The organism is Bacillus coreaensis, from assembly GCF_050586445.1.
Lineage (GTDB): Bacteria > Bacillota > Bacilli > Bacillales > Cytobacillaceae > Robertmurraya_A > Robertmurraya_A coreaensis.
Genome location: NZ_JBOCCY010000003.1, coordinates 168,315 through 187,673 on the forward strand (window position 1 = coordinate 168,315; position 19,359 = coordinate 187,673).

The window sequence follows — 19,359 nt, forward strand, 5'->3', positions numbered from 1 at the left end:
GCATTAGCGAATGAAAAAAACGGAGATGCAAAGGATGGAAACGTGGAAACGAAATTTGTGGGTACTTTGGATTGGCGTCTTTTTTACAGCAGCTAGTTTTTCTATGGTCATTCCGTTCTTACCCATCTTTCTAATCGAAATTGGTGTGCACGACCATACGGAAATGTGGTCAGGATTATTGTTTAGCTCCGCCTTTTTTGCAGGGGCAATTGCCTCACCATTCTGGGGAAGAATAGCCGATAAATACGGTAGAAAACCAATGATTGTACGGGCTGGAATTGTCCTGTTCTTTATTTACACTTTAATGGCCTTTGTCACGAACCCTTATCAAATTTTGGTACTTCGAATACTACAAGGTTTACTCAGTGGTTTTATTCCTGGAGCCATCGCACTTATTGGAACAAATACTCCCTCCAAGCACGTAGGCTATGCGTTATCGCTCATATCGACAGCCTCAGCCTCTGGTATGATTGCTGGACCATTAATTGGTGGTGCCATTGCAGAGTGGGTTGGTAACAGATGGGCGTTTGCAACGGGTGGGATAATTGTATTCATTGCCACCATTCTTATTATCTTATGGGTCACAGAAGAGAACTTTGTACCTAGTAAAGAAAGAGGATCAGTCTCGAACGATATCAAGTTAGCAATGTCCAACCGTCCACTAATGATGGTCATTGTACTGACCATCATAACCAGTTGTTCCATTATGATTCTTGAGCCTGTTCTCCCACTGTATGTGGTGAAAATCGGCGGAGCCTATGAAAATACTTCACTATTAGCGGGAATCATTTTCTCTTTGCCTGGAATTGCGAGTGCTTTGTTCGCACCTGTATGGGGCAAATGGGCAGATAAAGTGGGATTTCATAAAGTATTGTTCATTGGCCTTCTCGGTGGGGGGATTGGCATGCTCGCCCAAATCGCGTTTTCTGAAATTTGGGGATTCTCAATCGTACGCTTCTTGTTTGGAGTTTTCTTCTGTGCGGTATTCCCAGCATTAAACGGTCTTGTGGTAAAGGCAACGGAAGAGGATTTCCGTGGCAGAGCGTTCGGACTGAACCAAACCGCCAACCAATTAGGTGGGATGATTGGACCGATACTTGGTGGAGCAATCGGTGGTTTATTCCCGATTCAGACAGTTTTCCTCGTTACCGCGATATTATTATTTGCAGCAACAGCTGTTGTCTTCTGGAATGGAAACGGAGTTCAGACATCACAAAAGAGAAAAGTCGCTCATAGCAAGTAAAAGGACGCTCCCTGAGCGTCCTTTTATGTTACCCAATTTTAGCAGCTGGAGCGGATTGTTCTGCTGCATTTTTTTGAATAAGGAAAGATGTTAGTAGAGCTAAAATACTTCCGATAAAACCAAACTGGAATAAATGATGAATACCGTCCATATCGGTAGCACCTGTTGTTAAAAGATAACCCATAACCGTTACACCTATAACGGTACCCATGTTACGGCAGAGCATAATAAATGCCGTTGATACTCCTTTTTCATGTACTCCCACCAGTTGTTGAACTCCAATCACTCCCACTGTAGAAAGCATCCCGAAAGCGATTCCTTGGATAAGCATAACAAAGAATACAAACCAAAAACCATGACTTGGATCTAGAAGAAGCAACAAAAGACCAGATGCAAATAAAAACGCATTACCGATAATCAGCAATCTTCGATATCCGTATTTTAATATCCATTTTCCTGCCGGTACGGCTGCCATCATCCAGCCAATAGCCGAACCGAGAAGCGCAACACCACTGAGAAATAAGGAAAGACCAGCAATATTTTGTAAGAACAATGGAATATAACTAGCTGTACCAAAAAGCGCTAGGTTTCCAACAAATCCATTAAAATTAATTCTCGTTATCATCTTGTTTTTAAACATAGAAAATGGAACGATCGGTGAAGCTTGTTTTTTCTCGAAGAAATAAAAACCTACAAGCAATAACACTCCTACAATGCAATAGATCCATCTATTTTCCTCAACCACTGTAACAAGAAGCAGACTAGTAATGCTAGCTCCAAACAGTCCCGCACCAATATAATCGACTTTTGCTTTTTTCGGTACATATTCCTCTTTATAAGCTAATAAAGTGACAAACGAAATCAGACAGATGGGTAGGTTAATATAGAAAATCCATCTCCATGACAAAACTTCAACAAAAAAAGATCCTAATAGGGGAGCAAGTACAGCTGACAATCCCCACATTCCGGTGAATAACGCCTGGATTTTCCCGCGTTTTTCTACGGAGAACAGGTCACCAGCAATAATGGCTGGAAATGGCATCATAAAACCAGCACCCATTCCTTGTACAGCACGGAAAATAACCAATTGTATCATATTAGCAGATATACCACACAGAAGGGAACCGGCTAAGAAAAGTAAGATCCCGAAGCCAAATACTTTCTTTCTCCCAAACAAATCAGATAATCTTCCAGCTACCGGGGACAAAATGGTGCTTGCAATCATATAGGAAGCAAAAGACCATGCATACAAATCAAATCGGCCAAGCTCCTCGGCAATAACGGGCATGGTGGTGTTCATGATGGTTGTATCTATGGATGCTACTAGCATTGCCAGTACAATACTAATCATGACAGTTACTCTACTATTCATAAAAACTCTCCTTTATACGCACTGAACTATATATAATACTTCGAAAGCAGAAGTATCTTGAACTTGAAGTATATTAAAGCAATTGGTGGTTTATGTCAAGAGGAGAAGCCATAATAGATGTTTCATAGTATTTTGCAAACTTGATTGTACATATATTTATTGTAATTGTCATACCAAAACCAACTTGACCGTACAAATATAGTTCTTTGGTCACATTGATAGTTTAGTGGAACATGGTGTACTCTGTATTTAGGTTAAGTTGAAAGCGCTTAATCTTCATATGGTTGTACGTACATATATGAAGCGAATAGGAGGTTTTTTGTACATTTATTGGAAACCAGGAATTCAAATTCAGAAAGCGAGAGGAAAAGATGAGTAAACGAACTTTACAAAAATGGTTTTTGAGTGTAGTCTCTATTTCATTAATTATTCCGATCTCTGCATTTGCAGCTAGTAAACATACAACAGAAGACTCAATCGAAGCTCCAACCTTTGAAAATGCGTCTGTTCATGATCCATCCGTTATTAAAGTAGACGAAACGTATTATGTGTTCGGCTCGCATTTAGCTGCCGCTAAATCGAATGACCTTATGAAGTGGGAACAGGTAGCAAATGGAGTTAGTAGCAGCAATCCACTTTTTGAAGATGTGGTTAAAGAGTTAAAAGAGACGTTTGAATGGGCTCAATCAGATACTTTATGGGCAGCTGACGTGATTCAGCTAGAAGATGGAAAGTTTTATATGTATTACAATGCTTGTAAAGGGGACTCTCCAAGATCAGCACTTGGTGTGGCGGTAGCTGACAGTGTAGAAGGACCTTATAAAGATTTAGGAATTATTATAAAATCGGGTATGTGGGACCAAACGAGTGAGGATGGAACCATTTATAATGCTACCATTCATCCAAATGCGGTAGATCCAGATGTATTTTTTGATAAAGACGGAAAGCTTTGGATGATGTACGGGTCGTATTCCGGTGGAATTTTTATTATGGAAATGGATCCTGAAACAGGGAAGCCTTTTCCAGGCCAAGGCTATGGGAAGAAATTATTAGGTGGAAATCATAGCAGAATTGAAGGCGCTTACGTATTATACAGCCCTGAAACCGACTATTATTATATGTATCTATCATTTGGAGGTCTTGATGCAATTGGCGGCTATAATATGCGTGTCGTTCGCTCCGAGAATCCAGACGGTCCTTACTATGATGCACAAGGCAATGACATGATTAACGTTAAGGCGGACCCTAACCTTCCTATATTCGATGACAAATCAATTGAACCGTATGGGGTTAAAGTTATGGGGAATCACCTTTTTGATAGAAAAATCGGTGACGAAGGAACAGGAATTGGTACGGGGTATGTTTCTCCAGGCCATAACTCAGCCTACTATGACCCAGAAACAGGTGAAAACTTTTTGATATTCCATACTCGTTTCCCGCAAACAGGCGAAATGCATGAAATTCGTGTTCATCAAATGTTTATGAATAAAGATGGTTGGCCAGTGGTCGCACCCTTCCGCTATGCCGGTGAGACATTAGAAAAAGTATACCGAGAAGATCTCATTGGCGACTACAAAATGATCAACCACGGTAAAGACATATCGGCAGAAATTAAGAAAACTGTTGATATTACGCTAGCGAAAAACAATAAAATCACCGGTGATGTGACAGGAATGTGGAAAAAGACAGATCATAACTCAGCCGAGTTGATTATTGATGGCAGTACGTATAAAGGGGTGTTTTTACGTCAGTGGGACCCAACCTCAGAAACACATGTGATGACCTTTAGTGCTTTATCTCAGGAAGGAATAGCGGTTTGGGGAAGCAAGGTTCCATCTAAAACAGATAAAGAAATCGTCGCAGATGTTGAAGCTGATCTGAATATTGGGGATACGGCAGCTGTGATTAATAATCTCGAACTACCAACCGAAGGAACTCGTGATGCATTAATCAGCTGGTCATCTTCAAATGCAGATGTGGTAACAGACACAGGGATCATTACACGTCCTGCAGCAGGTTCTGACCCTGCCGAAGCGACATTAACAGCAACGATTCAAAAAGGAAGCGAAACAACAACAAAAGTCTTTACCATTACTGTCCTGCCAGCAAAGGCAAGCGGAGAAATTGCACACTATTCCTTTAACGGAAATTTAACGGATTCACTAGGTTATGTAGCCACAGCAACGGTTACTGGAAATCGTATTGATAATACGACTGGAAACATCAGCTACGCAGAAGGGAAAAGTGGAAATGCGGCTGTTTTTAACGGGGATTCAGGAGTACGACTACCAAATGGCTTGATTTCAAGCAACTCCTATTCTGTGGCACTTTGGTTAAAGCCTGAACAGCTAACAGCATTTACTACCACATTCTTCGGGGCAAGAGATTCAAAGAATTGGGTGAGTCTTGTTCCAATGGGACCAGTTGGTAATCAAACAATGATCTGGTCTGGCACTGCCTGGTACGATGCCGTTACAGGGATGACGATTCCAGCTGGAGAGTGGACGCATCTCGCTTTTACAGTCAATGAAGGGCAAATCTCGGTGTACGTGAATGGAGAAGAGAAATTTAACAAAGGCGGCTTCCCGAATGTATTTACAACAACGAACGGAACCTTTGGATTGGGTGTAAACTGGTGGGATACACCATATAAAGGGTTAATCGATGACTTACATGTATATGAAGGGGCATTAACTGAACAGCAGGTGGCAGAATTAAGTAAGTAATAAGAAATCCAACTCACTGATTAATGAAGGGTGAGTTGGATTTTTGTTTTATTTTTGTGGTCAAATGGAAAAAGAAAATAAAATATTTATCGTACGAATAGGAATTTTGTTCTTAATCACGAATTATTATAAAGAATAAGGATAAGGGGGAGTGGGTTATGAAAATCAAGAAGATAATTTTACGTTCTTTGGTAATTGGGTCACTATTAGCAACCTTACCAATGACAACGTTCGCAAAAGACAGTAAACAAGTCGACTATGTGGCTCTAGGTGATTCGTTAGCCGCTGGGGCAACACCTTATCGGGAACTCGATAAAGGGTACGCAGATTTTCTAGTTGATCGTTATGAGCAATCACAGTACGAAATCACTTTAAATAACTATGGTGTCCCTGGATACAGGACTACCAATATCGTAAGTGAGCTTCTCAATCCCACCAATTCCAAATACGGTCCACTAAGGGAATCCATTAAAAACGCTGAACTTATTACCATTGATATTGGAGCGAATGATTTGTTAGCCAATTTAAAAACGATACAGCAAAATCCTTCCACAGCACCAGCTGTCCTAAACACCATTGCCCAAAACTTATACCTTATTTTAAGTGAAATCGATAAGATCAATCCCGGAATAAAGGTCTATGTCATGGGCTACTACAATCCATTCCCTCATTTACCAAAGCAAGAGCAGGCTGCCTTACTTCCATTATTAGATGCGCTGAACCAAACCATTGAAAAAGTAGCTTCTGCCAACGGAGATGAGTTTGTGCCTACCGCAAAAGTGATTAAAAAATATGAAACGGCATATGTGCCTAACCCTAACGACATCCACTTAAGTATAGAAGGATATCAGGCCGTGGCAAAAGAATTTTGGAAGGCGATACAAGAAGAGTAAAGTTGCTCCCGCCCTATTTTCACTACGAATAGGGCGGGACACTTTTAGGAGGAGGAGGAAGAATGGAATCCATTCAAAGTATGTTTGATCATTTACATTGGGCAAATGTACGTATCAACAACACATTACTTTCACTTAGTGAACCCAATAAACAAGCAGAAAAATTATTCGCTCACACTTTATTAGCTGAACGAGTATGGATCACAAGGCTGGTGGGGATGAGCAGTGCTCATCTCCCTATTTGGACAGACCTCTCATTGAAAAGTTGTGATGAACTTCTTCACAAGAACCATTATGATTATCGGACTTATTTATCGAGAGTAACAGAACAAGGAATCGAGGAAATAGTTATTTATAAAAATAGCACGGGAGAGGAGTTTCATAACTCGATAAGAGATATCCTTGTCCATGTAGCTCTACACGGGCAGTATCATCGAGGGCAAATCAATCTCCTTCTTCGGCAAAATGACGAAGAACCCGTTAGCACGGACTATATCATTTATAAAAGAGAACAACAATAAAGTGGGTGCTAGAAATGCATCCTCTTTATTGTTTAAATAATCCCTGCAAAATTTCATCTTCATCAAGCAACTGTTTGGCTTTTTCACGATACTTTTCTTCGTGTAAAAATGTATACCGATTTGGCTTCATGGAAGGTGACAAATCAATCGCTTGTCGATATTCTTCTTTATGTAGTGATAATGATTGTACATAATCAAAAAATCCCGTACGTTCAAACACCTTTCTCACACGTTCGTATCTATGATTCTGAACTTTCGCTACGATATACGTTGCAACCCCTACTTGAACACCATGCATTTGTGGTGTAACTGATATTTTATCTAATGCATGTGAGATCAGATGCTCAGAACCGCTAATCGGAGCACTATTTCCACTAATGTCAGTCGAAATTCCACCCATCGTCATCGAACTTACCAATTCTTTTAAGAATATTGGATTCTTAATATCGTTCATAGGTGTTCGGATAAAACTATTCACCGCTTTTTTACTTAGCATCGCCGCAAATGCATTAACATAACCAACCCCATGTTTCTCTTCAAAATCCCAATCATATAGGGCGGTGATATTTGATAGTAAGTCACCGATTCCTGCGAGAATCATTTTTGTCGGGGCAGTCTGTATGATATCAAGATCCACAACGATTCCATAAGGAATTTGCGCTGGAACCGTCGTCTTTTTGCTATTTACCACAATCGAACAGTTGGAGCTTGCAAATCCATCATTTGACGCAGATGTAGGAATACTAATAAACGGAAACTTCCTAACAAACGCAATATATTTTCCATAATCGACTAGAGCACCACCACCCATAGCTAGAACTACATCATAGTTCTTTAGCGAAAAGGATACTTGAATCAAATCATTGATATCCAATCCAGATTTCAATACCTTTGTATCAAGAGAGAGCCTGGTAAAGGAGGACCCAATGGTTTCAGCAAAAGCCTCATTCGTAAATTCATCAAAAAAGATTATTGCATCACGAAAGCCATGCTTGACTAAGTAGGATTCTAATTGATGTATAATCCCACTATTAATCTCTAATAAAGAAGGAATCGAAATATTTGTACCTTGACGCATTATCGTGAAATCAGCCCTTTATTAATTAAATATTCTTCAATTTCTGTGAACTCCTCCACAGCTTTGTAAGGAACACCTTTTTCCTCTAGCATCTCTTGTAGTGCATCCTTGGCAAAGGTGAGGTCAGCAAACACTGCAGGATGCGAGTCAGGCTCACTGTCACCAGCAAAATACACTAGCTCATATTCTTCCTTTAATTTTTGAATTACCTTTGATTTATCAATCCCATATCGCTCAGAGTATTTCCAATCGTAACGATCAATTTTCATATGAATATTTTTTTCGTGAAAAAATCCTTCGTTTGAAAACACCGTCACATCTTTTATGTCGTATTTCTTGAGAATATGATGAATGTAATAATCCGTACCTGCACTTAGTATGTAAAAATCTCCACCATTTTCTTGAACATGCTTGATAAAAGAAGGAACATACTCGTCAATTGGAATCGTATGTATATCTGCAATAATATGTTCTTCTTCTTGGTGAATTGCTTGAAAAACAGTAGCGAGGAAATCAATATCTTTGATTTTCCCAGCCTTCCAGTCAGTAAAGAGATCTTTCCCTTCTAAAAAGTATTTATCAATCACCATCCAGTAAAAGTCTTTTTTCGAAATCGTACCATCGAAATCGGATACAAATGCCCATTTTTTCATCTACAAAATTCCCTTCATAATAATTTAGGTGTTTCCCATATTATAAGCAAAAATTGGTAAGATAACGAAGTAAATTTTAAAAGACTCATGGGAAAGTTCCATGAGCCTTAACCGGATGATTTATCCGTCTCTTGTTCCGGTTGAAACAACTTAGTGGATACAGCATTTAGTTTATTTAAAAACCGATTAAAACCAAAACCAACAAAAAACGCAATGCTGATTTGCGCGTATGGTGTATCTTCATACTCAATAAATTGAATCAATAAGATCCCACTTTGAATGAGGGTAACCGCCACAACGGCCGTACCTGTAGCAAATATAGGATAAAAAATATACATGATCCACTTTCGATAATCCGTTAATTCACCCTTCATATAATGAGAGCAAAACATATATAGATGACGAAGTGAACCCCCGATTGCACCTGCAAAGAAATAATATAAAAAGATTTCTATTTTAGAAACCTCTGGCATCCATTGTTCAATACTTCCCGTCCATAACATTCCTACAGCGATAAAACTTCCGAAAAATAAAAGGGATAAATAGACGAGTATTACAATTTTTAACCATCTCTTCATAGTAATCACCCCGTTTTTACACTGTATGAAAAAGAAGCATAGGAAATGTCAAAGAGCTATTTCTATTCATCAAGCTATAGTACAATACAAACAAATAGAAACGGAGGTTTGTATGAACATACATAACATTCTTATAGCAGGGGAGTATCAGAAGGAATTTGAGACCTATTTTCCAAACATGAAACGAAAGGAATTTCGTTTTCTACCTGTGGAGGTGATCACCACGCTTGACTTAGATTGGGCAGATGCCTACGTCGGTTTTAAGCCATGCGCAAAATTTGAATTATCGAAAGTAAAATGGGTTCATTCCTTTAATGCGGGTGTGAACAATTTTCTAGACATAGAGGGGTGGAAAGAGAATGATGTTCTTCTTACCCGTACCATTTGTTCCTTCGGAGAGCGAATAAGTGAGTACTGTTTAAGTTATCTATTAAAGAACCTACAATATCATGAGCAATTTCAGGAACAACAGCAACATAAAAAGTGGATTCAGAGAACACCAAAGTTGCTGAAAGATGTTACGATCGTTATTTTTGGAACTGGGTCTATTGGCCAAGAAGTAGCAAAGACATTTGCCCATTTTGGTTCCACCGTGATTGGCGTCTCCGAAAGTGGGAAACAAAAGGAGTATTTTCATCACGTTGTTCCGATAAACTCCGTTTCTTCCATAATTGGAAAAGCCAACTGGATCATCAGTACGCTTCCACTGACTCATCTCACAAAACAATTATTCAATAAAAAACTTTTTTCTCAAATAAAGTCAGTTGGTTTTATTAACGTAGGCAGAGGAGCAACAGTTGATGAAAAAGCTCTGATCACTGCGCTCGATTCAGGGAATATACATACGGCGATCCTAGATGTAGTTGAAATTGAACCACTACCAGAAGAATCAACTCTTTGGTTAAGAAAAGACGTAACCATTACTCCACATATCTCTGCCGTCACCGAACTGAAAGAAGCGATCACATGCTTTGCTCAAACCTTAAACGCTATAGAATTAAACCAACCTTTATCGAATTCAGTGGATTTTGATAAAGGATATTGAAAAATATAAGCCTGTTTCTATCAAAATGATGGAAATAGGCTTTTATAGTTCTTTATTCATATATAATAAATTATTTGTAAGAAAACTTAACAAACTACACTTCTATGCCGATAAAAAGAATGATGAATTTTGTCGATTGTTAGGAACAATCACTGAGTTAGGGGGAGTAGTATGTTAAGAAGGGTAAAATGGTCAAACATCAAAATTGGTGGAAAGTACATGGTAATCTTCTCTTTTATGACCATTGCATTTTTAATTTCTGTAGTAGTAACAGGAATTTTTATTAAAGACACGAGTGAAAAAATGGAAGATACTGTGACTAGAAACCAAGTAGCAGTAGATGCTGGAAATTTGGTAACTCTTTACCATGAAAAGTATTTACTAGTTCCAGAGTACATTCTGTTGTCTGATGAAACAAAGTTGAATGTGTATTTGGACCATAGTCAAGAGTTTGTTAGCATTGCTAAAAGAATAAAGCAAAATCTAACTACCAATCAATTGGAAACGTTTAATCAGCTCATTGAGAACAATCATAAACTCGACGAGTATTTCTTTAGTACGATCGTACCAAAAGTACAACAAATTAATACAGAAGAGTTTGCGACATTAGAAAGTGAAGCACGAGAACTGAAAAACGAAACCATTAAATTAGGTTATGAGTTAAAAGATTCCGCAACAAAAATTAGTGAAGCTGATTTATCAGCCGCACAAAGTCAACTAGAGAGACTTTATCTGATTCTTATCATATCGTCAATCGGATCGATCGTTCTTTCATTTATCATGATTTTCACCCTAAGCCGTAGAATCAAAAGAAATTTGGAAGAAATCGTCGTTCAAAGTAATGAGATTGCTAGCGGAAGACTCAACAATAAGGAATTAACCTACCGTGGGACAGATGAAATTGGACAGCTCTCACACTCTATTAACGAGATGGCAGCAAGCTTAAGAGCAATGATTTCTGAAATCTCAACCCTATCAGCTGAAGTGGACAAGCAAAGTGTCACATTGTTTGAGTCATCTGAAGAAGTAAAACTAGGAAGTGAACAAGTTTCTATCACGATTGAAGAAATGGCTAACGGTGCAAGTACACAAGCGGATAATGCAGCCAATATTGCATCAAAAACGAAGGAATTCAATGAAGAAATCGTTCATTCTAACTCACAAGGTGAAAGTTTAGTAGAATTCTCCGGTCAAGTGTTAGATGTAGCCGTTCGTGGAGACAATCAAATGAAAGAATCATTACTACAAATGAAAAAAATCAACCATGTAGTAAGTGAATCCGTTCATCAAGTAAAGAATTTAGAAAGCAAAACTCAATCGATCACAGAGATTGTCCATGTGATCAAATCGATTGCGGATCAAACCAATTTGCTTGCTTTGAATGCATCCATTGAAGCGGCTAGAGCTGGAGAAGCAGGAAAAAGCTTTGCTGTTGTAGCAACAGAAGTAAGAAAATTAGCCGAAGAGGTTTCCCGTTCTGTCGAAGGGATCGCATCCATTGTTTTCAGCATTAAAGAAGAAACATCAAAAATTGCAGATAATCTGAACGAAGGGTACGGTGAGGTGAATAAAGGAACCGTACAAATTGAGCTAACTGGTCAACAATTTGCCGACATTAAAGAAAAAGTAGAACATATGTCGATTAGCATAAAAAACATTTCAGAGAGTTTTAATAAAGTTCAGCAATCAAGTCAATCGATGAGTGAAAATATCGAGCATATTGCTGCCGTATCAGAGGAAACTGCAGCTGGTTCGGAAGAGATTTCAGCTGCTGTGCTTCAGCAAAACCAATCACTCGATAATATTTCTGTAAGTGCCAAAATGCTAACAAGCATGGTAGAAAGAATGAACAACTTGATCAAAAAATTCGAACTATAATGGCTTACTAGGAAGGAGGAAGGATATGAAGAATATTACAAAGATGTCACTCACAAGTTTATTTTTAATAATCATTATGATTGTTACAGCAGGTTGTTCCTCAGGGGAGAAAGCGTCAAGCAATAACGACTCAAAATTAATTACCGATGAATCTAAACCGTATGTTGGTTTCTTACTAGATACGTTAAAAGACGAAAGATGGTATAAAGATAAAGCACTGTTTGAAGAAGAAATTAAAAAGCTGGGTGGTCAAGTAAAAACACTGGCAGCTAACGGTTTGGATGAAGTGCAAATAAAACAAGCCAAATTATTAATTGATGAGGGAGTAGACGTATTAGTTGTCGTTCCTCACGATGCAGTGATTTCAGCTGAAATTGTAGAAATTGCCCATGAAGCAGGTGTAAAGGTGGTTTCCTATGACCGTCTGATAAAAAATGCCGATGTTGATTACTATATTTCCTTTGATAATGAAAAAGTAGGAGAAATTCAAGCTACTGAAATATTAAAGAAAGCTCCATCAGGAAATTTCGCTTATATCGGTGGAGCAGAATCTGACAACAATGCGATTCTTTTCCGTCAAGGAGCCATGAAGGTATTACAGCCTCTGATCGATAACGGAACTGTGAAGCTCGTTCATGATCAGTATACCGATGATTGGAACCCAGACATTGCAAGGGAAAATATGAAAAACGCCCTAAGTAAAAATGGAAATGCTATTAACGCAGTTATTGCCGCCAACGATGGAACCGCTGGTGGAGTAATCGAATCATTAACTGCCGTTGGTATAGCTGGCACCGTTCCAGTATCTGGTCAGGACGCCGAGCTGGAAGGTGTTCGCCGTGTCGTTCAAGGCTTACAAACCATGACTGTGTATAAACCAATTAACCTATTAGCGACTAAATCAGCTGAAATGGCGATGATGGTAGCAAAGGGGGAAGAAGTAAAGACAGATAACCAAATTAACAATGGAAAAACCGATGTACCAGCAGTCTTCTTAGATCCAATTGCCATCACAAAAGAAAACGTGCGTGATACCGTAATTAAAGATGGATACTTAAGCGAAGCAGACGTGTTTAAATAAATCATAAGTACAAGGACCAACTGATGATAGTTGGTCTGTTTTTTTATATTTAAATCGTAAAAATTACGATTTATTATTGACACGACGAATTCAACACATTATAGTTTAGTAATGTAAACTGAAATGATTTCGATTTACCAATATTTATAACATTTAAATCGTAATGATTTCTGTTTATAAAAAATGTACAAAGGATGGGTCTTTTTGAAAAAGTCATATATCTCCCACATACTCCTTATTTTCGTAATTGTTTTCTCATCTGCTTGTAGTAGCAGTTCGACTTCTTCTCAAGAAAGCGAAAATAAGAAATCTGTCAAACTGTTATTTAGCTTTGCATCAAAAACCTTGGATCCGCATCAGGATTGGATGGGCGTTCGGGCAGGGATCGCAGAAACGTTAGTGAAGATAGATGAAAACCTAGAAATACAGCCCTGGTTAGCCGACTCTTGGGAGCAAGTAGATCCAACTACATGGAAGTTTCATATTCGAGAAGGGGTTACTTTCCATGATGGAACTTCACTAGATGCTGAAGCAGTAAAGCGATCATTTGAAAGATTAATAGAAGTGAATGAAGCAATGAACTCTAACTTAAAAATCGCAACCATCACCGCTACTGGCCAAGATATTACGTTTCAAACCACCGAAGAATATCCAGTATTTCTATCAGAATTAATTCATACGAATGCTTCTGTCATCAAAGTCGAATCTGATAATATCAGTGAGAAACCCATAGGTACTGGTCCTTTTCAAGTACAAAGTTTTGCACCAGAATCTGAAATGAAACTAGTAAGCTATGAGCAGTATTGGGATGGTAAAGCAAAAGTCGACGAAGTAACGGTCACATTTAATTCGGACGGTAATGTTCGTGCGTTAGCTCTTCAATCAGGAGAGGCTGATATCGTATATCACTTGCCTCCCGAAACACTGAAGCCCATTGAAGATAGCAAGGACCTTCATATTGAATCGATTAAGAGCTTGCGTGCCCATTTCCTTGTATACAATTCCACCAATCCTCAATTACAGGAAGAAAACGTCAGAAAAGCGTTAGATTTACTGTTAGACCGTACGACCGTTGTGAATGAAATTATGTATGGCCATGCGACAGAAGCTACTGGTCCTTTTAACCCCATGTTTACTTTTTCGTCTGATACAGAAGTGGTAAAGTCTAACCCCGTGAAGGCAGAGGAACTATTGAAGGAAGCAGGCTATGTAAAAAATGCAAGTGGGACACTCGAAAAAGACGGAAAGTCACTTGAGTTAACCGTTGCTACGTATCAAGGAAGACCTGAATTACCGTTAATTGCTCAATATTTACAAGCAGAAGCAGCTAATGTTGGCATAAAAATCAATATTGTTACAGTTGAAAATATTGATACATTTTTATGGGAAAAGCAAGAAGACTGGGATATTGCGACGTATTCCAATTTAACTGCTCCTCGTGGTGATGGTGGTTTTTTCTTGAATTCTGCATATGTTCCAGATGGATCATTAAACCCTGGACAGATTAACGTACTGGAACTAACTGACACTATTTTACAACTAAATACTACGAGTAACTTAGAGGAGCGCGTGGAGTTAGAAAAAGAAGCCGTTCAGTTAATCCAAGAACATGTTCTTCATTCGTTTGTTGTACATCCTCATATTATTGTAGGTGTCAGCAGTCGTGTGAAAAACTGGGCTCCAGGTTCAGAAGAATACTATATTTTAACAAATAAAATAGAGGTTGAATAAAAAGGGTGAAAGTGTCCTTTGGCACTTTCACTTTTCTTATGAGGAAGGTGATTATTTTTGAAAAGAGTAGGGAAGATGATTGGTTCAAGGCTGTCTCAGCTTTTTATCATGATATTTGTTTTATCCTTTTTCACTTTCCTGTTAATGAAAATCACTCCCGGAGATCCGATACGGTCCATCCTGAAGGTAGATGATGTTTCAGTAACGACAGAGAAAGAAGAGCAGCTGAAAAAGGAATATGGATTTGATGAACCAATCCTAAAGCAATACGGTGACTGGATCATCAATGTAGCCCAATTCGACTTGGGTGAATCTTTAATCTCAAAGAAACCAGTCTCTGAGCTGATACTAGAGCGATTACCAGCTACTCTTGCTTTAGCAATGGGAGGATTAACGGTTCTTTTCCTTATTTCCATTCCATTAGGTGTGGTCAGTGCTTTATATGAAAACCGTTGGCCCGATTACATAGGCCGCTGGTTTGCGCTTGTTGGTGCTTCCATCCCAAGTTTTTGGTTAGGTTTACTTCTTATGTATTTCTTTTCTTTAAAACTGCAATGGTTACCGATGATGGGGAGAGGGACATTTGCCCATTTTGTATTGCCTTCAATCACTCTTGGAATAGCGATGGCACCGATGTATATTACCCTGCTAAGAGAACGGCTTATTACCATTCTGCAAAGCCCTTATATTGAGGCAGCAAAAGCAAGGGGAATTAGTAGAAGTAGAATCCTATTCTTCCATGCATTAAGAGGAAGTCTCATTCCCCTTGTCACGATGTTCGGTCTTAGTCTCGGAAGTTTACTAGGTGGTTTATCTGTGATTGAAATTCTTTTTTCTTGGCCAGGAATGGGGGAATTGATTGTTCAAGCTGTTACTCAACGTGATTATCCACTAATTCAAGGCTTTATTATTGTGATCGGCTTATTAATCGTACTAACCAATTTGCTCGTTGATTTACTTTATATGATAATTAACCCGCAAGTCCAGCAAGGTAAGGAGGCAAGGGTATGAAAAACAAGCAAAACCCCAGTATGTTACTTGGGATTGTTCTTGCTTCCATTTTAGCCATCATCTTTCTATTGGGAAGTTTCATTGGTACACAAGATCCGTTTTATATAAATATGGCTAACCGGCTAAGTTCCTCATCAGCCCATCATTGGCTAGGTACGGACCATATGGGGAGAGACATTTTTGCCCGAATTGTTTATGGAGCCAAATTAACAATCGGTCTAGGACTCCTTATCATTTTGCTAGCAATGTGTATAGGTATCCCTATCGGTTTGCTATCAGGCTATATCGGCGGGAAGATAGACGCTTTTTTTATGAGAGTCATAGATGGAATTCTCGCTTTTCCTGATTTCATCTTAGCGATCGCGATAGCAGGAATCCTAGGACCGAGCTTAACCAATATTGTAATTGCGATTGTTCTCGTAAAATGGATTGTCTATGCTCGTGTTGTGCGAGGTTTGGTGTTAGAAGAGAAACAGAAGGAGTTTGTTCTTGCCTCAAGGCTTTCTTATTCTAGTACCCTTCATACCATACGGTTACATATTATCCCACAAATATATTCTGAGATTGTCGTTATGGCTGCCATTGATATAGGAAAAATCATTTTGATGATTTCTTCTTTTTCCTATATTGGAATAGGTGCTCAAGCACCATTACCCGAATGGGGAGCCATGTTGAATGAAGGAAGATCCTTCTTTCAAGTGCATCCATCTCTTATGCTCTATCCAGGCATTGCTATTTTATTAACTGTTCTATGTTGTAATCTTCTTGGAGATGGATTAAAAGGTTATTTTAAGACGGGAAAAAGGAGGAACCTAATGTGAAGGAAAGTCTTTTATTTATACAAAACCTATCAATAAAGACAAAAGATAATCAGATACTTCTAAAAGAGATCAACTTAGAATTGAATCAAGGGGAAATGGTCGCACTGATCGGTGAAAGCGGCAGTGGAAAAAGTATAACCGCAAGGACCATTCAAGGCTTGTTGGCTCCTAATATGATGGTTACTGGTCATGTATTCTATCAAGATATGAACCTTCTTTCCATGGATAAAAGCAACCATCATCAACTGCTAGGCAGTGAGATAGGGAGTATTTTCCAAGATTATCGTGGCAGCTTTACCCCGTTTATAAAAGTAGGAAAACAGATGGTAGAAGCGATTCGTTCACACTTTTCCATAAGTAACAAAGAGGCAAGGGAATTATCTCTTCATGTTCTCGAGGAATTACATTTGAATAGCAAACAAATCTTTCATAGCTATCCCTTCCAATTAAGTGGAGGGCAAGTCCAGCGTGTTGCGGTCGGATTAGCATTAGCTCTAAAACCAAAATTGCTGATTTGTGATGAAATAACAACCGCTTTAGACGTTATGACAGGGGAAGCAGTGTTAGATGCAATTGAGAAAGTTAGAAAAGAAACAGACTGTGCCGTTTTATTTATCACACATGATCTCGTCCAAGCCTACAAGCGAACCGACTATATCTATGTGATGCAAAACGGGAGGATCGTCGAGGAAGGGTCACCAGAACAAATCCGTTGTGAACACCAACATCCATATACAAAAAAATTATGCTCATGTTTGTTGTCACTACCAGGAGAAAATCATCCTCACATTTATCAAGGAGTTCAATCCGTATGAGTCTACTAACAGTGGAACACGTCTCCAAAGTATATACAAACAATATCGCTGCCCTTCAAGGGGTTTCCTTCCAAATAGAGAAGGGAGAAATCGTTGGAATTGTTGGGGAAAGCGGCAGCGGAAAAAGTACACTCACGAAACTCATTCTTGGTCTCGAAACGTATAAAGATGGTTGTATCACATTTAACGAACAACAAATCCCTCCTAAAAAACGATCAGACGTTCGTGCTTACCGGAAAAATATCCAAATGGTATTTCAAGACTCAAGTATTGCCTTAAATCCTAAACTACCAATTGTGAAAAGTTTACTTGAGCCACTTAACAATTATAAAGATTTTACGCCTTCCTATTTCCCGCCAGGAAAGTATACCAATCGTGAAAAGGCAGAAAGATTGCTTGAAATTGTAGGACTAGAGAAAACCATGGTCGATCGTTATCCCCATGAGTTGAGTGGCGGGCAAAAACAAAGAGTGTGTATTGCACGGGCCATAAGTATTGAACCTTCCTTACTAGTTTGTGATGAAGCAACTGCCAGCTTAGATGTGTCCGTCCAAGTGCATATCATTGAACTATTAAAAACATTGCAGCAAACCTTACAAATGTCGATTTTGTTTATTTCTCACGATATACGAGCAGTAACCAATTTATGTGATACAATCCTTGTGATGAAAAATGGGTGCTTGGTCGATGATTTTCAACTATCCGAACTATATGCTCCTGAACGACATTCATATACAAAAGCGTTGTTACAAGCGGCTATGCTGTAAGAAAGGGGAGTAGGAATGAACTTAGCTTCCGTTAGACAAATGGTTCACCGTTATTCACATACATGTACTCATCGCGAATACTTTATACTAGCTTTTCCTTTAATTTTATCTGGAGTCTCTACTCCATTACTTGGGGTGGTAGATACGGCCGTCGTTGGAAGAATACAAGACCCCACGGCGTTAGGCGGAGTCGCTATTGCTGCCGTTATTTTTAATTCGATGTACTGGCTGCTCGGCTTTTTACGTGTAACGACAAGTGGCTTCACGTCACAAGCTGATGGAGCTAAAAATGAAGAAGGTATTATGTTTGCGCTTTATCGCCCGATGATTATTGCTATTCTCATGGGTTTGATTTTCATCCTTTTTCAAAAGCCAATCATCCAATTATCTCTTCTCCTTATGGGAGGAAATGAATCAACAAATGCTCTGACTGAAACTTACTTTCTCATTCGTATCTGGGGTGCACCTTTTATTCTACTAAGCTATGTAACCATTGGATGGCTAGTCGGCTTAGGAAAAGTAAAAATGTCGTTATTCCTGCAAATTGGTATGAACCTATTAAATATTGTGCTAGATATTGTTTTTGTTCTGGGCTTACATATGGGGGTTGCAGGCGTCGCCTTTGCTACTTTAATCGCTGAAGTGTCCTCGGTTTTAATTGGAATGCTCATTATTTATCATACAAATAAAAGTCGTTTCTTTATTCCTTCAATTGCTGCGTTAATCAAGAAGGACACCTTAGTTCAAATGTTTCTTGTGAATCGCGACCATTTTCTCCGAACATTATGTTTAGTCACGATGACTGGAATTTTCACCTCAAAAGGAGCAAGCATGGGGGAGCTCACATTAGCAGCAAATGCGATCCTTCTACAAGTCCATTACGTAATGGACTATCTTTTTGGAGGATTCGCTAATGCCTCAAGCATTTTAGTAGGTAGAGCGTTAGGAGGAAGGAACAGCTCTCTATATTTTCGAGCCTTGTCACTTTCTGCAACCTGGGGATTTGCCACAGCTATTTATTTATCCCTTTTGACCTTCTTGTTTGGAGACTTTATTGTTTCACTATTTACGACAATTCACGAGGTTAGAGAATCCACTCATGTATTCTTATTTTGGATGTTTCTATTTCCACTTGTCGGATTTTGA

General features: G+C 38.9%; 17 protein-coding genes. 13 read left to right on the forward strand and 4 right to left on the reverse strand.

The window, feature by feature from the left end:
- The first annotated feature begins 34 nt into the window (after window positions 1–34).
- The gene (locus ACQ5H4_RS06885; RefSeq protein ID WP_430774218.1) at window positions 35–1,243 is read left to right on the forward strand and encodes an MFS transporter; all 1,209 of its coding nucleotides are present in this window, start codon (window positions 35–37) and stop codon (window positions 1,241–1,243) included.
- 28 nt (window positions 1,244–1,271) lie between these two features.
- On the opposite strand, the gene ACQ5H4_RS06890 is transcribed toward ACQ5H4_RS06885, so the two are convergent.
- A complete protein-coding gene (locus ACQ5H4_RS06890; RefSeq protein WP_430774219.1) occupies window positions 1,272–2,615 on the reverse strand; it encodes an MFS transporter in 1,344 nt (447 codons plus the stop codon).
- A 371-nt stretch (window positions 2,616–2,986) separates the two neighbouring features.
- On the opposite strand from ACQ5H4_RS06890, the gene abnB reads away from it, so the two are divergent.
- The 3 genes from abnB to ACQ5H4_RS06905 all read left to right on the forward strand — a co-directional run bounded on the left by abnB (window position 2,987) and on the right by ACQ5H4_RS06905 (window position 6,755).
- The gene (gene abnB / locus ACQ5H4_RS06895; protein ID WP_430774220.1) at window positions 2,987–5,341 is read left to right on the forward strand and encodes an arabinan endo-1,5-alpha-L-arabinosidase AbnB; all 2,355 of its coding nucleotides are present in this window, start codon (window positions 2,987–2,989) and stop codon (window positions 5,339–5,341) included.
- Between the two features lie 158 nt (window positions 5,342–5,499).
- Window positions 5,500–6,234: an SGNH/GDSL hydrolase family protein gene (locus tag ACQ5H4_RS06900; RefSeq protein WP_430774221.1), complete on the forward strand. Its 735-nt coding sequence runs from the start codon at window positions 5,500–5,502 to the stop codon at window positions 6,232–6,234.
- 62 nt (window positions 6,235–6,296) lie between these two features.
- Window positions 6,297–6,755 carry a DinB family protein gene (locus ACQ5H4_RS06905; RefSeq protein ID WP_430774222.1) on the forward strand — a complete coding sequence of 153 codons (459 nt, stop codon included), beginning with the start codon at window positions 6,297–6,299 and terminating at the stop codon, window positions 6,753–6,755.
- Window positions 6,756–6,780: 25 nt separating this feature from the next.
- Here the strand turns inward: ACQ5H4_RS06905 and ACQ5H4_RS06910 are convergent, their stop codons facing one another.
- From ACQ5H4_RS06910 to ACQ5H4_RS06920, 3 genes are all read right to left on the reverse strand, one after another.
- The gene (locus ACQ5H4_RS06910) at window positions 6,781–7,833 is read right to left on the reverse strand and encodes an iron-containing alcohol dehydrogenase family protein (protein WP_430774223.1); all 1,053 of its coding nucleotides are present in this window, start codon (window positions 7,831–7,833) and stop codon (window positions 6,781–6,783) included.
- Complete coding sequence (locus tag ACQ5H4_RS06915; protein WP_430774224.1) at window positions 7,833–8,486, reverse strand: MtnX-like HAD-IB family phosphatase; 654 nt, start codon at window positions 8,484–8,486, stop codon at window positions 7,833–7,835. Before ACQ5H4_RS06915 ends, ACQ5H4_RS06910 begins: the two co-directional genes overlap by 1 nt.
- Window positions 8,487–8,593: 107 nt before the next feature.
- Entirely contained in the window at window positions 8,594–9,064 is a 471-nt protein-coding gene (locus tag ACQ5H4_RS06920) for a hypothetical protein (protein WP_430774225.1), read from the reverse strand.
- Between the two features lie 112 nt (window positions 9,065–9,176).
- On the opposite strand from ACQ5H4_RS06920, the gene ACQ5H4_RS06925 reads away from it, so the two are divergent.
- The 9 genes from ACQ5H4_RS06925 (at window position 9,177) to ACQ5H4_RS06965 (ending at window position 19,359) form a co-directional block, all read left to right on the forward strand.
- A complete protein-coding gene (locus tag ACQ5H4_RS06925) occupies window positions 9,177–10,109 on the forward strand; it encodes a D-2-hydroxyacid dehydrogenase (RefSeq protein ID WP_430774226.1) in 933 nt (310 codons plus the stop codon).
- Between the two features lie 171 nt (window positions 10,110–10,280).
- Complete coding sequence (locus ACQ5H4_RS06930) at window positions 10,281–11,987, forward strand: methyl-accepting chemotaxis protein (RefSeq protein ID WP_430774227.1); 1,707 nt, start codon at window positions 10,281–10,283, stop codon at window positions 11,985–11,987.
- Window positions 11,988–12,012: 25 nt separating this feature from the next.
- On the forward strand, window positions 12,013–13,068 hold the full coding sequence (locus ACQ5H4_RS06935; RefSeq protein WP_430774228.1) for a sugar ABC transporter substrate-binding protein: 1,056 nt from the start codon (window positions 12,013–12,015) through the stop codon (window positions 13,066–13,068).
- A 204-nt stretch (window positions 13,069–13,272) separates the two neighbouring features.
- Entirely contained in the window at window positions 13,273–14,799 is a 1,527-nt protein-coding gene (gene nikA / locus ACQ5H4_RS06940; protein ID WP_430774229.1) for a nickel ABC transporter substrate-binding protein, read from the forward strand.
- Window positions 14,800–14,874: 75 nt separating this feature from the next.
- Window positions 14,875–15,810, forward strand: coding sequence for a nickel ABC transporter permease (gene nikB / locus ACQ5H4_RS06945; RefSeq protein ID WP_430774374.1), 936 nt, complete (start codon window positions 14,875–14,877; stop codon window positions 15,808–15,810).
- Window positions 15,807–16,631 carry a nickel transporter permease gene (gene nikC, locus ACQ5H4_RS06950; protein ID WP_430774230.1) on the forward strand — a complete coding sequence of 275 codons (825 nt, stop codon included), beginning with the start codon at window positions 15,807–15,809 and terminating at the stop codon, window positions 16,629–16,631. Before nikB ends, nikC begins: the two co-directional genes overlap by 4 nt.
- Window positions 16,628–17,446: an ATP-binding cassette domain-containing protein gene (locus ACQ5H4_RS06955; protein ID WP_430774231.1), complete on the forward strand. Its 819-nt coding sequence runs from the start codon at window positions 16,628–16,630 to the stop codon at window positions 17,444–17,446. Before nikC ends, ACQ5H4_RS06955 begins: the two co-directional genes overlap by 4 nt.
- Window positions 17,443–18,213: an ABC transporter ATP-binding protein gene (locus ACQ5H4_RS06960; protein WP_430774233.1), complete on the forward strand. Its 771-nt coding sequence runs from the start codon at window positions 17,443–17,445 to the stop codon at window positions 18,211–18,213. The genes ACQ5H4_RS06955 and ACQ5H4_RS06960 overlap by 4 nt, the downstream gene beginning before the upstream one ends.
- Before the next feature lie 15 nt (window positions 18,214–18,228).
- Entirely contained in the window at window positions 18,229–19,359 is a 1,131-nt protein-coding gene (locus tag ACQ5H4_RS06965; protein ID WP_430774234.1) for an MATE family efflux transporter, read from the forward strand.

Coding starts and splice junctions, on each gene's coding strand:
- ACQ5H4_RS06925 (WP_430774226.1), top strand. CDS start 9,177: ATGAACATACATAACATTCTTATAGCAGGGGAGTATCAGAAGGAATTT.
- ACQ5H4_RS06965 (WP_430774234.1), top strand. CDS start 18,229: ATGAACTTAGCTTCCGTTAGACAAATGGTTCACCGTTATTCACATACA.
- ACQ5H4_RS06920 (WP_430774225.1), bottom strand. CDS start 9,064: ATGAAGAGATGGTTAAAAATTGTAATACTCGTCTATTTATCCCTTTTA.
- ACQ5H4_RS06900 (WP_430774221.1), top strand. CDS start 5,500: ATGAAAATCAAGAAGATAATTTTACGTTCTTTGGTAATTGGGTCACTA.
- nikC (WP_430774230.1), top strand. CDS start 15,807: ATGAAAAACAAGCAAAACCCCAGTATGTTACTTGGGATTGTTCTTGCT.
- ACQ5H4_RS06905 (WP_430774222.1), top strand. CDS start 6,297: ATGGAATCCATTCAAAGTATGTTTGATCATTTACATTGGGCAAATGTA.
- ACQ5H4_RS06910 (WP_430774223.1), bottom strand. CDS start 7,833: ATGCGTCAAGGTACAAATATTTCGATTCCTTCTTTATTAGAGATTAAT.
- ACQ5H4_RS06930 (WP_430774227.1), top strand. CDS start 10,281: ATGTTAAGAAGGGTAAAATGGTCAAACATCAAAATTGGTGGAAAGTAC.
- ACQ5H4_RS06935 (WP_430774228.1), top strand. CDS start 12,013: ATGAAGAATATTACAAAGATGTCACTCACAAGTTTATTTTTAATAATC.
- ACQ5H4_RS06915 (WP_430774224.1), bottom strand. CDS start 8,486: ATGAAAAAATGGGCATTTGTATCCGATTTCGATGGTACGATTTCGAAA.
- ACQ5H4_RS06960 (WP_430774233.1), top strand. CDS start 17,443: ATGAGTCTACTAACAGTGGAACACGTCTCCAAAGTATATACAAACAAT.
- ACQ5H4_RS06890 (WP_430774219.1), bottom strand. CDS start 2,615: ATGAATAGTAGAGTAACTGTCATGATTAGTATTGTACTGGCAATGCTA.
- abnB (WP_430774220.1), top strand. CDS start 2,987: ATGAGTAAACGAACTTTACAAAAATGGTTTTTGAGTGTAGTCTCTATT.
- ACQ5H4_RS06885 (WP_430774218.1), top strand. CDS start 35: ATGGAAACGTGGAAACGAAATTTGTGGGTACTTTGGATTGGCGTCTTT.
- nikB (WP_430774374.1), top strand. CDS start 14,875: ATGATTGGTTCAAGGCTGTCTCAGCTTTTTATCATGATATTTGTTTTA.